General features: G+C 59.3%; 12 protein-coding genes. 9 read left to right on the top strand and 3 right to left on the bottom strand.

Annotated features, from left to right (window positions below):
• The 4 genes from AC1XOS_RS14430 to AC1XOS_RS14415 form a co-directional block, all read left to right on the top strand.
• Positions 1-1,305: 3-deoxy-D-manno-octulosonic acid transferase (locus AC1XOS_RS14430; RefSeq protein ID WP_481962926.1), on the top strand; the 1,305-nt coding region annotated here is incomplete at its 5' end.
• Positions 1,295-2,428, top strand: a complete 1,134-nt coding sequence (gene lpxK, locus AC1XOS_RS14425) for a tetraacyldisaccharide 4'-kinase (protein WP_481962925.1) — start codon at positions 1,295-1,297, stop codon at positions 2,426-2,428. The genes AC1XOS_RS14430 and lpxK, both read left to right, overlap by 11 nt.
• The gene (locus AC1XOS_RS14420; RefSeq protein ID WP_481962924.1) at positions 2,370-4,520 is read left to right on the top strand and encodes a putative bifunctional diguanylate cyclase/phosphodiesterase; all 2,151 of its coding nucleotides are present in this window, start codon (positions 2,370-2,372) and stop codon (positions 4,518-4,520) included. Before lpxK ends, AC1XOS_RS14420 begins: the two co-directional genes overlap by 59 nt.
• 9 nt (positions 4,521-4,529) lie before the next feature.
• Complete coding sequence (locus tag AC1XOS_RS14415) at positions 4,530-5,132, top strand: glycerophosphodiester phosphodiesterase (protein WP_481962923.1); 603 nt, start codon at positions 4,530-4,532, stop codon at positions 5,130-5,132.
• Positions 5,133-5,260: 128 nt separating this feature from the next.
• Here the strand turns inward: AC1XOS_RS14415 and AC1XOS_RS14410 are convergent, their stop codons facing one another.
• Entirely contained in the window at positions 5,261-6,040 is a 780-nt protein-coding gene (locus tag AC1XOS_RS14410; RefSeq protein ID WP_481962922.1) for a sugar phosphate isomerase/epimerase family protein, read from the bottom strand.
• Positions 6,041-6,080: 40 nt separating this feature from the next.
• Between AC1XOS_RS14410 and AC1XOS_RS14405 the strand changes: the two genes are divergently transcribed.
• From AC1XOS_RS14405 to AC1XOS_RS14390, 4 genes are read left to right on the top strand one after another with little or no spacing between them, the layout of a single operon-like run.
• Positions 6,081-6,980, top strand: coding sequence for an ROK family protein (locus AC1XOS_RS14405; protein ID WP_481962921.1), 900 nt, complete (start codon positions 6,081-6,083; stop codon positions 6,978-6,980).
• Positions 6,977-8,266: a PP2C family protein-serine/threonine phosphatase gene (locus tag AC1XOS_RS14400; RefSeq protein WP_481962920.1), complete on the top strand. Its 1,290-nt coding sequence runs from the start codon at positions 6,977-6,979 to the stop codon at positions 8,264-8,266. Before AC1XOS_RS14405 ends, AC1XOS_RS14400 begins: the two co-directional genes overlap by 4 nt.
• Before the next feature lie 8 nt (positions 8,267-8,274).
• Positions 8,275-8,931, top strand: coding sequence for a DsbA family oxidoreductase (locus tag AC1XOS_RS14395; RefSeq protein WP_481962919.1), 657 nt, complete (start codon positions 8,275-8,277; stop codon positions 8,929-8,931).
• 7 nt (positions 8,932-8,938) lie between these two features.
• The gene (locus tag AC1XOS_RS14390) at positions 8,939-9,820 is read left to right on the top strand and encodes a fumarylacetoacetate hydrolase family protein (RefSeq protein ID WP_481962918.1); all 882 of its coding nucleotides are present in this window, start codon (positions 8,939-8,941) and stop codon (positions 9,818-9,820) included.
• Here AC1XOS_RS14390 and AC1XOS_RS14385 read toward each other — a convergent pair.
• The gene (locus AC1XOS_RS14385; protein ID WP_481962917.1) at positions 9,817-9,981 is read right to left on the bottom strand and encodes a hypothetical protein; all 165 of its coding nucleotides are present in this window, start codon (positions 9,979-9,981) and stop codon (positions 9,817-9,819) included. The two genes, AC1XOS_RS14390 and AC1XOS_RS14385, sit on opposite strands and share 4 nt — an antisense overlap.
• On the opposite strand from AC1XOS_RS14385, the gene AC1XOS_RS14380 reads away from it, so the two are divergent.
• Entirely contained in the window at positions 9,980-10,408 is a 429-nt protein-coding gene (locus tag AC1XOS_RS14380) for a hypothetical protein (RefSeq protein WP_481962916.1), read from the top strand. The genes AC1XOS_RS14385 and AC1XOS_RS14380 overlap by 2 nt on opposite strands.
• Here AC1XOS_RS14380 and AC1XOS_RS14375 read toward each other — a convergent pair.
• Positions 10,405-10,950, bottom strand: a complete 546-nt coding sequence (locus AC1XOS_RS14375) for an O-methyltransferase (RefSeq protein WP_481962915.1) — start codon at positions 10,948-10,950, stop codon at positions 10,405-10,407. The two genes, AC1XOS_RS14380 and AC1XOS_RS14375, sit on opposite strands and share 4 nt — an antisense overlap.
• Positions 10,951-11,106: the final 156 nt, after the last annotated feature.

Here is an 11,106-nt window from a genome sequence, read left to right as displayed (position 1 = left end):
CTTCGAGACACGCGCCTCCGAGCCGCTGGCTATAGGCCTCCCATGATCTATAACTTGCTGCTGTTTCTTCTCTCGCCACTGTTGCTCCTCTACTACGCCTTCCGGCTGGCGACGGGAAAGGAAGACCCTGCACATTGGCGCGAGCGCTGGGGGAGCTATACAAAAGCAGGCGAGGGCTCGCTGCGTTTCTGGGTGCATGCGGTCTCTGTGGGTGAGGTGATGGCAGCCAAGCCAATCTTGCGTGAGCTGCGCAAGCGGCACCCAGAGGCGTTCTTGCTCCTGACCACGACTACCCGAGGTGGGCGTGAGGTGGCGCAAGGCATTGCCAGTGCGTCGGCGGTGGCCTACTTTCCGCTGGACTTTCCCTGGGCAGTGGCGCAGGCACTGAAGGCGGTGCGCCCCGATGCGGTCTTGCTGATGGAGTGGGAGATCTGGCCGAACTTTCTTCAGGCTGCCAAGCGGCAGGGAGCCAAGGTCGCCGTGCTCAATGGGCGCATCTCCGATAAAGGCCTGCGGCGTGGGCTCAAGGCGCAGTGGATGATGGCGAGTGGCCTCGCGTGCGTGGATCTCTTTGCGATGCAGTCTGACGAAGACACGCGCCGGGCGGGCTTAGTGGGAGCGCCTCCAGAGCGCACACGGACTTTTGGAAACACGAAGTTCGATGAGTCGGCGACGATGCTCAGCATTGAGGAGCGCGTAAAACTTCGGGCGGAGCTGGGCATTCCTGAGGGCGGTCTGGTCTGGATCTGTGGCTCGACTCGCGATGGAAAAGATGGCATTCCCGACGAAGAAGTGCTGATTATTGAGGCCGCAAAGCGCGTGCGAGAGCGCTTCCCCGAGCTAAGGCTGATCGTAGCGCCTCGGCACTTAGAGCGCGTGGAAGCCGTAAAGGCGCACTTGCCTGGCTCTGTGCAGCGAAGCAAAGGTGAGCATGGCGCGACTCTTATTCTCGATACGTTTGGTGAGCTGGGCCGCGCTTATGCCATCGCCGATGTCGCTTTTATTGGCGGCTCTCTGGCTCCCTGGGGCGGTCAGAGCGTCTTTCAGCCGCTGGCACAGGGCGTCCCAGCGCTCTTTGGCCCCAATATGAACAACCAGCGCGATATTGCCGCGCTTGCCATCAGTGAAGGCGCGGGGGAGCAAGTCACGGATGCGGTGGGGCTTGCGGAGGCCGTGTGTCGCTGGCTCACGCTCTCGCCGGAGGAAAAAGCACAGAATGCCCAAAAAGCCCGTGGCCTGATCGAGCGCAACCAGGGCGTGTCGGTAAAGTGTCTGGACGCAGTGGAGGCTCTGCTTGGACGCTAAGGCGCTCCTGGAGGAGAAGAGCGTTCGTGGCGCTTTGTTGCGCCTTATGATGGCCCCACTCGCGGGCTTGCACTTTGTGGGGCTGGAGCTGTATTTACTGCCGTATCGCCTCGGGGTTCGCAAGCGCTTTCGCCTGCCTGTGCCGGTGATCGCCATTGGGAATATTTCGTCGGGGGGGACAGGCAAGACCCCCATGGCAGCGCTGGTAGGCAAGATTCTGCGCGAGGAAGGGCTCAAGGTGGCGCTGCTCTCGCGCGGGCACGGCGGCAGTCACGAGAAAGACGGCGGTGCCAAGATCGTCAGTCGGGGCGACGGGAAGCTCTTACTAGGAGCAGATGTTGCGGGCGATGAGCCAACACTGCTTGCCCAGCTCCTGCCAGATATTCCCGTGATTGTCGGGCGGGATCGGCGAGTCTCGGGCAAGCTAGCCTGTGCGGAGTTCGCCCCCGAGGTGATTCTGCTCGACGATGCCCTTCAGTTCTGGCAGCTCCACCGCGACCTCGATATTGTTCTCTTAGATGCACGCTCTCCGTTTGATAATGGCTGGATGCTTCCCCGTGGGCTCTTGCGGGAGCCACCGTTTCATCTGAGCCGGGCGAGCATTATTGTGTTAACCCGCTCTGATGCGATCTCCCCCGATGAGCTAGAGCGGCGCAAGCACGTTGTACAGCGCCTTGCACCCCGTGCCGCTCTCTTTACAGCGACGCATGCACCGCACAGCTGGATCGCGCTTGACGGTACCCAAGAACCTCTGGAAGCGCTCTCAGGACAGAGTATCGCCGCCTTCGCTGGGATTGCCGATGGAAAAGCTTTTCAAAAAACTCTGGAATTACTCTCTCTTCCCCTAAAATTTTTCCGCGAGTTTACTGATCATCATACCTACAATAAAGAAGAAGCACTTGATCTCGTCGCACAGCTACCCGGTGGTCTTTTTCTCACGACCGAGAAAGATCTCACCAAGCTACGCGATCTGTGGCCCACTGAGGAAACGCCTCTCTGGGCGCTACGTATCCAGCTGGCAGTGAAAGAAATCGAGCGCTTCCGATCTATATTGACCAGGTTCTATGCTCGTAACTCAAAAGAAGACGCGAACCAGCACGAAGCAGGTAGCTCCGCAAAATAGCACTGCGGAGAGGCTCACGGCCGCCTCACCCTTCGTTTTGGGACCGGCCACCGCGCTTGGCCTTTTTCTTCTTTTTCTCCTGTGGCGACTCCCCGTGCTCCAGACCATTGCCGGAACAGCAGGGCTCGCACTGGCTCTAGGAATTGGCCTAGCAGCCTGGCAACGACTCAACCTTCAGCGCTATCGCTCCCTGGAGGCAAGCCGTATAAAGAGCCTCCACGAGCAAGAAAGCTACAAAAAGAGAGAGCGCTATCTAGCGGCCCTTATCGAGATCGAGCGCCTCCTGCTCGCAGACCAGCGTGGGAAGGCACTCGAAGATGTCCTGCCTCTACTGGGCCACGCCACGCAGGCCGACCGAATCTATCTTAGCCAGTGCTACTCCGATCAGAGCGAGTTCTACGCCACACTACTGGCGGAGTGGTGTGCTCCAGGAGTCACGGGGCAGATCAATAACCCGGTGCGCCAAGATGTCGCTCTCTCGAAGAGTTTCCCGCGCTGGGTACAGGTCCTGGGAGATGAAGGCAACATTATCGGGCAAGTAAGCGCTTTCCCCGACGAAGAGCGCCGCATTTTAGAAACACAAGGAATTTTTTCTGTCTTTGCTCTTCCCATTATCATTGAGGGGGATCTTTGGGGCTATTTAGGGCTGGAGAGCAAACGGGAGCCGCGCCAGTGGGAAAACGAGGAGCAGAAGTATCTCATCATTGCCGCCGAAGCTATCACCGGAGCACAGTCACGCCGCAATAGCGAGCAGAAGACCCTTCAGCAAGCGCTTCATGACCCTCTTACAGGCCTCTCTAACCGTCGCCGCCTGTGTGAGCAGCTAGAGCTGACCATTGAGCGAGCACAGAAACAACACTCGTCCGTGATCGCGGTCTACATGGATCTGGATCGCTTCAAGCAGATCAACGACACGCTGGGGCATGCCTTCGGCGATAGATTTCTACAGTACGTGGTTCGGCGACGGCTCTTGCCCACGATTGGCCAGCGAGACCTACTTGCCCGTGTGGGAGGCGATGAGTTCGTCTTAATCATGAGTGAGGAGCACCACTCCGATATTGTCAACGGAGCCGCTAAGATGGCCGAGGCGCTCCTGAAGGCGCTTACAGAACCGATTCTTATGGAAGGCCAAGAGCTGGTTATCTCCGTCAGTATTGGAATTAGCCGCTTCCCCACGGATGCCCAGGACGCCGACTCGCTGCTCAAAAATGCCGATGTGGCGATGTATAAGGCAAAAGAAGATGGCCGGGGCGACTTCCGTTTCTTCACGCCGCAGATGAACCGTACCACCAAAGAGCGCTTTGAGCTGGAGGCGGACTTACGCCATGATCTAACCCGCGCCACACCTAGCGATAACTTCTTGCTCTACTTCCAGCCCCAAGTGGATGTCAGCACGGGACGCATGATCGGGGTAGAGAGCCTGATTCGCTGGCAGCATGCCAAGCGCGGGCTCGTCTCCCCCGCTAAGTTTATCCCTATCGCCGAAGAGACCGGACTGATCCAGCCTCTGGGTGAATTTGTCCTCAATGCAGCCTGTATTCAGGCTGCTGTCTGGGGAAAGAACGGGTACCCCCTGCGCGTTGCCGTGAACCTCTCCGCACAGCAGCTCCGCAACCGGGATCTCCCTCAGAAAGTCGCCGATGTCCTTGCCAGCACCAAGCTAGCCGCCGGTTTTCTCGAGCTGGAGCTGACCGAGACCGCGCTCTTGGACGATATTCCAGGGGCACTCGTGATCATGAACGCCCTGAAGCAGATGGGGGTTGCGCTCTCGCTCGACGACTTCGGCGCAGGGTACTCGTCACTCTCGCATTTAAGACACTGTCCGTTTGATGTGGTAAAGATTGACCGCTCGTTTGTGAGCTCGATTGTTGGGAGCGTGCGGGATCAGATGCTGGTCAAACACCTCGTTCAGCTCGCGCACGACCTTGGTATGACCGTGGTGGCGGAAGGAGTCGAGACAGCAGCCCAGTGCGATATTCTCCACCGTCTTGGCTGCCGTCACTTTCAGGGCTATCTCTTCAGTCCCCCCATTTCTCCTGAGGAGCTGGAGAGCCGCTTCCTAAACCCCACGATGGCACGTAAAGCGGCGTAGAATAGAGGTATGCAAATCTTTGCCCACCGGGGCGCGTCGGCAGATGCCCCCGAAAATACCCTCGCCGCGTTTTTGCTTGCGGCGGAGCAAGGAGCCGATGGCATCGAGCTTGATGTTCGGCTCACGACAGACCTGCAGCTTCTCGTTGCCCATGACCCGATCTCCGGCACCCGCGCCGACTATCCCAGCCAGCCAACTCTTGACGACGTCTTTGCCACGGTCGGGAAACGCTTTGCCTGCATCAATGTGGAGCTGAAAGAGAGCGGCAACGGCCTGGAGCCGCTGGTGCTAGAGTGCATCGCCCGGCATGGCATCGCCGAGCGCGTCTTGATCTCGTCGTTTCTGCCCGAGGCACTTCACAACTGCGCTGGCCTGCTCTGCGCCCGGCTCTTTTCTCAAACCCTCCCCGACGACTGGGATAACTGGCCGGTGCTTCACCCGCACTTCGCCCTGGTCACGGAAGAGACCATGACGCTCTGGAGGAGCGTGGGAAAACAAGTCAATGTCTGGACCGTGAACAACCCCGACGAAATGCGCCGCCTTGCCGCGCTAGGCGTGGACGGGCTGATCACCGATGTGCCTGCTTTGGCTCGTTCTATGCGAAGCGCCTAACAGAGATTATCGTTGCTCTTGATAAGATATACAATCGCAGTACGAGCTTCCCTCTTCATAAAACATCCCTACTGCGCCTCCTTCGTAGAGGGAGGGTGGATGCGAGCGGTGCGAGTAGCCGGGTGGGTTCAGAGGCGTGTGCTCAGATACTCGAACGACGAGCGCAGGCAGTCGAAGGGGTCGCGGCGGCAGGTGTCTTGCTCGATGGCGTACCAGTCCACACCGCTCTCCTCGCAAGCGGGCAGGATGGTTTCCCAGGGGAGATTGCCCTCGCCAATGGCCGCGATCACGGGGCCATCTTTGGGCACGACTTCTTTGTCTTTTAAGTGGATCACGGGGACACGGCCTTTGCAGCGGCGCATCATCGCCGCCGGGTCCACGCCCGCGTGCCAGATCCAGTAGAGATCGGCCTCCAAGTAGTAGTCCGGGCCGCCCTCTTCGATCAGAATGTCCCAGAGCGTCTGCGGCTTCTCGGGGGTGACGCGCACAAACTCGTGGCTGTGGTTGTGGTGCCCAAAGCGAATCCCCGCGGCTTTGAGCTTGGCAATGACGGGAGCGGAGTCGGCGATAAAGCGTCGGTAGCCATCGGCGTGATCGGCTCCGTAGCTCTGCGGGATTCCTCCAATCGCGACATAGTCACACCCGAGCGCGTGGTGCAGCGCGATCTCGTCGTCGGTGTTTTGCGAGAGCCTCTCCCACGAGCGGTGGGTCGCGATGCACCTGAGCTCGTTGTCATCGAGCATCTTGCGCAGCGTGGGAGCGTCGAACTCCGTCTCAAATGCCTTCACCGCCGAGACCTGCACGGCGCGGTAGCCGATCTCGGAGACACGTTTGAGCGACATCGCGACATCGGCGGTCGTCGTCAGGTGGTCGCGGAGTGTGTAAAGCTGAACAGCGAGCTTCTTCATGCGGCTATTTTACCCGGCAAGCGGATACAATACGAGCGGCGTGATTCTGGGAATTGACTTAGGAGGAACAAAATCGGCGGCACTGCTGCTGCACGAAGACGGAGCCGTGGGTCGCCGGGTCGCCGCTCCCACGCCTGCGGATGCCGATGCCGAGGGGCTTTTCGCTTTTCTCGTAGATCTTGCACAGCAAGTCCGTGGCTCTGAAGCTCTGATTGGCGTAGGAGTCTCCGCAGGGGCTCCCGCCGATGCGGCCCATGGCCTCGTCTTTGCCGCGCCCAATCTGCCAGGCTGGGGGAGCACAGGCTTCCCGCTCGCGGCCCGGCTTTCTGAGGCACTCGCGCTTCCCGTGAAAATCGAAAACGATGCCGATGCTACCGCGCTCGCCGAGTGGCGCTTTGGAGCAGGCAAGGGAACACAAAACATGGCGTTTCTCACCGTGGGCACAGGGATCGGCTCGGGGCTTATCATGGACGGCAGACTACACCGAGGACGGCGCGGGGCAGGCGGAGAAATTGGGCATATCGCGGTCGTGCCGAACGGTCGCCCTTGCTCGTGTGGCCTACACGGCTGCCTAGAGGCCTATGCCAGTGGCCCTTCCGTGACCAAGATCGCCCAAGAAAATGGCTGGCAAGGCGAGGCCAGTGGCCGCGCCGTGGTCGAAGCCGCGCGGGTGGGCGATGCCGCCTGTCTTGCCGCTCTCAACCAAGCTGCCGAGCTTCTGGGACAGGCGCTGGCGACGCTCGCGATGCTGCTGGATCTAGAGCGCGTTGTCCTAGGAACCCTCGCCGTCCACGCCGCCGACTTGCTCTTGCCCAAAATACGCACCACACTTCATGACCATGCCTGGCCACGGCTCACAGAAGGCCTTAATGTCGTCCCAGCAGCACTAGGCGATAGAGCGCAGGATCTAGCAGCGCTCTGTGCGTGGGGTACTTCATGAATCTGTTAGAGACAGAGGAGTTCCCCCTACTTTTGCGCCGAGGACGCTGGGCACTCGCTCTCACAGAGTCGGCGATCTCGCTCTTTCTGGCGCTCTGGTACCGCGAGCGTCCGCCTGCGGCTTGGGTCGCGATGGGCCTGCTGCTCGCCTACAACATGGTCGTCTTGGCGCAGCTCTATCGCCTCTCGATCTTGCGCATTCCGATTCGCCTACTCGTGGTGCTGGATTTGTTGTTTTTAGGCAATGCCGCCTACTACACAGGAGCGGCGACGAGTCCCTATTTAGGTCTGTGTTATCTAATCGTCTTTGTCGCGGCACTCTTTGGCGACCTCAAGGGCGGGCTGGGAGTGGGACTGCTAGCGGGGCTGATGACGGTTGCTCTAGGGGTCATGGACAACACCAATCACTGGGAAATTGTGCGTGATACCGCCCCCTATTTTTTGATCGTCGGTGGCTTCACAGGCTACTTAGTGACCCAGATGAAGACTTACTTCACGCGCTACCAAGAGGGCCTCGCGCGTGAGCTACAGCAAAAACATACCGAACAAAACCATCAGCATGAGCTAGAGCTAGCCCGAGAGATCCAGCTCTCATCACTGCCTCGGGAGGTGCCACAGGTACCTGGGCTCTCTCTGGTACTGCGCTCAGAGCCGTCGCTAGAGGTGGGAGGGGACTTCCATGCCTTTATCACCGACAGTGCCACAGAGCGGCTAGGGCTAGCCGTGGGCGATGTGGCGGGAAAGGGAATTGCTGCGGCACTGGTAGCCACTAGTATTGGCTCCCTGCTGCCTTACTTAGACCCGCTTCGGGGAGCCCATCACGCTCTGGTCCGCCTCAACAAAGACCTCTGTGGGCGCTTGCCCGCCACGACATTTGCAACGCTACTCTACGCCGAGATTGAGGCCAGCGCTGGGACGCTACGCCTCTGGAACGCGGGCCACCCTCCGGCGCTGATCTGGCGAGCGCGGGATGGTCACGTGGAGTCCGCCTCCTGCGGACAGGCCCCGCCCCTAGGGCTTTTTGCGATCTGGCGGGCTCCTGAGCAAGAGCTGACCCTCGCTCCCGGCGATCTGCTGATCCTCCACTCCGATGGTATCACCGAGGCACGAACCCAGCGTGGCCAGAGCTACTTCGACGAAGCAAGGCTCTTAGAGATCATCCGTGCCCACGCCCCCCACGGCCCAGAAGCCCTTGCCGATGCGATCTTTACTGCGCTCCACGAAGGCGGCGAGCCAAGCGACGATCTCACGCTACTTCTGTGCCAGCGAAACACCCTAACGGTATAATTCGAGCCGTGACTATTTTCGAGTTTCGCCCCTACGCAACCCGCAGCAACATTGTCCTTTTTCACGACTATCTCTGCCCCTGGTGCTGGGTTGGTTTCTTCCATGCCCAGCGTCTCGCCGCTGAGTTTAGCGTGGTCTTTGACTGGCGCGGAGCCGAGCTGTATCCCCCCGAGCTAGAGCCACAGATGCTCTCCAAGCCCGGCCCCAGTGCCCCACGTCATCCGGATCGTAAAAAAACGCGTTTTGATCTATTCTGTGAGAGCGAGCAGATCTTGGTGCCTGAGCCGCGCCCCGGCTTTGTGCGAACCCACCGAGCGCTTCTTGGGGCCGAGTTCGTCAAGGCCACCACCGACTATGCCACCGAGCTCGCCTGGCACGAGGCGATCTACCGCGCCTACTGGGAGCGCTGCGAAGATATCGAGTCGCTGGAGGTTCTCGGGCAGCTCGGCGCACCGCTGGGGCTGGATGTCGCGGCACTGACAGTCGCGATTGCGTCTGAGCAGGGCGCGGAGAATATTCTCGCCTTCGATGACGGAGCCTATGCCAAGGGCATCCGACACGTCCCGACTTTTATCTTTGGCACCGAAGAGATCCTCGCCGAGGCGCACTATGTGGAGCTTGCGTATGCAACGCAGCGATTTTTAGTAAGAAAACCCAAGGAATAAACAAAAAATGAAACTGGCTTTACTTGTGGATGGACAACTGGCCGTGACTTTTGGGGAGGAAGAGCAGCTTCTCCCCGTGGCGGCAGCTCTCGCGGCGGCAGGGGATATGGCTCCGGCTCCTACTACCCCACTGGACGCCGCTTGTGAGGCAGAAATGCTCTCAAAGCGCCTGGATCGGGCCACGGCGATTCTTCTGGAGACGGGGAAGCTGGAGGACTTGCTACTTCCGCCCTTTGCCCCGCGCCTCGCCCCGATTCCGAGACCCAATCGGATTCTGGCCATTGGCCGCAACTACGCCGAGCACGCCAAAGAGCTCGGCAACGCCGTCCCCGATGAGCCCGTGGTCTTCCTCAAAGCGTCCCAGAGCGTCATTGGGCCCGATCAAGAGGTCTTTCTCCCGGACTGGGTAGGCCGCGTGGACTATGAGGGCGAGCTCCTCGTGGTGCTGGGGAGTGGCGGCAAGAATATCTCCGAAGACGATGCCATGTCCTGCGTCGTGGGCTACACCTGCTTCAACGATATCACGGCTCGGGAGAGGTCCAAGATACTCCAAGGCAAGGGCCACCCGTGGTTTCTGGCCAAGAACCTCGACACCTTCGGGCCGCTCGGGCCGCACTTGGTAACCGTAGATGCCCTTCCTGACCCCACAAATATTGGCGTATCGCTACGGGTCAATGGCGAGATGCGGCAAGAGGGACGCACCAACCAGATGATCCACTCCATCCCCAAGCTCATCGCCTATCTCTCGCGCTGGTTCGCCCTGGAGAAAGGCGATGTGATCGCCACGGGAACGCCGCCGGGAGTCGGCCCGCTGGTCGTGGGCGATCTGGTTGAAGTCGAGGTGGAAGGCGTCGGGATTTTACGAAGCGCCGTCTCTGCCGAGAGCTAGAGCCCACTGCCCCCCTGACTCCGATACCAGTTGCCCTCTTCCACCCCAACACCGAGCCACTTATCCTCAATGCCCCTGAAACCATCGACTGCTCCCCCGAGCTTCCCGGCTTCGTCCTCAATGCCCGTATGCTTTTCAATCTCACGGTGTGATATGTCCATGCAAAATACCTATCGCTTTCCGCTACTCGACTCTGAGCCTCCCTACAATCATCCCATCCAATTTTCATTGCCTGCTCACTGGAAAAAGGTAAAATTTGAGGCACCTGAGCCTCATGCGTCGCTGATGCGGCATGGCTACACCTATAACTTCAAGCACCGAAATCTTGGGCTTGAAGTGACTCTCATGCTTGAAACCAGTGGGCATCGTGCGCAGACACGTAAGTGGGTTCATGAGTCACGGCTAAGACTGAAACAGGGAAAGATTTGCACCCGCTGGCTCTCGGTGACGGAGGTCATTGACGATGGACTTGAACTGTACCCATTCTATGAAGTGGGGATGGCTATTCTCTTTTGTGCGTATCCTGCCAAGCATCGAAAGTCTATGGAGCCTGTTGTTACGGAGCTGCTCCGGGGAGTGCGGTTTTAGCGTTTACGCGAGAGCACGATGCCGTCGTCAATGGGCACGGCGACGGACTCTAGCTCGGGGTGGGCGAAGGCGAGCGTGAGATACTCGGGCATCTGGTCGGCCATGGAGATCGTGTCGTCGCCGATAATCAGTCCATTGGTGCGCGTGAGGGGGACGGCGAGTCGTAGATACGTGGCGTACTCGGGCTTCTCGGCATCCAGAAAGACAAAGTCAAACGGGCCGGTGAGCGTTTTTAGCGTCTGGCACGCATCGCCCTCGATCAGCGTGATGGTCTCTGAAAAGCCCGCCTTAGAAAAATTCTCCCGCGCGATGGCTGCGCGGCCCGCATCAAACTCCAGTGTCACGACTTCACCGCCATTGGCTTTCACGGCCTCGGCGAACCAGAGCGTCGAGTAGCCGTTAGACGTCCCCACCTCCAGCACGCGCTTTGCCCCCATCGCCTTCAGTAGCGACGATAGAAACACAGCGTTCTCGCGGCTGATATTCCAAAACGCCTCCGCAGTAGCTTCAAGCTCGACGAGGAGAGAATCTAGGTTAGACATGGGGGTATTTTACCCCGCCTCCTCAACGATGCTGTGTTCGCGTAAGTAGCGCTCAACGGCCAACAATAAATCTTCATTGTCTATAGAGTGAAGCCACCAGCCACCATCTGCCTCACGCGACATCAACGTGCCATTGATTCGCCAGTCAGCAAGTGT

Source organism: Armatimonas sp. (assembly GCF_964826245.1).
This window is presented reverse-complemented; position numbering and strand designations above follow the sequence as displayed.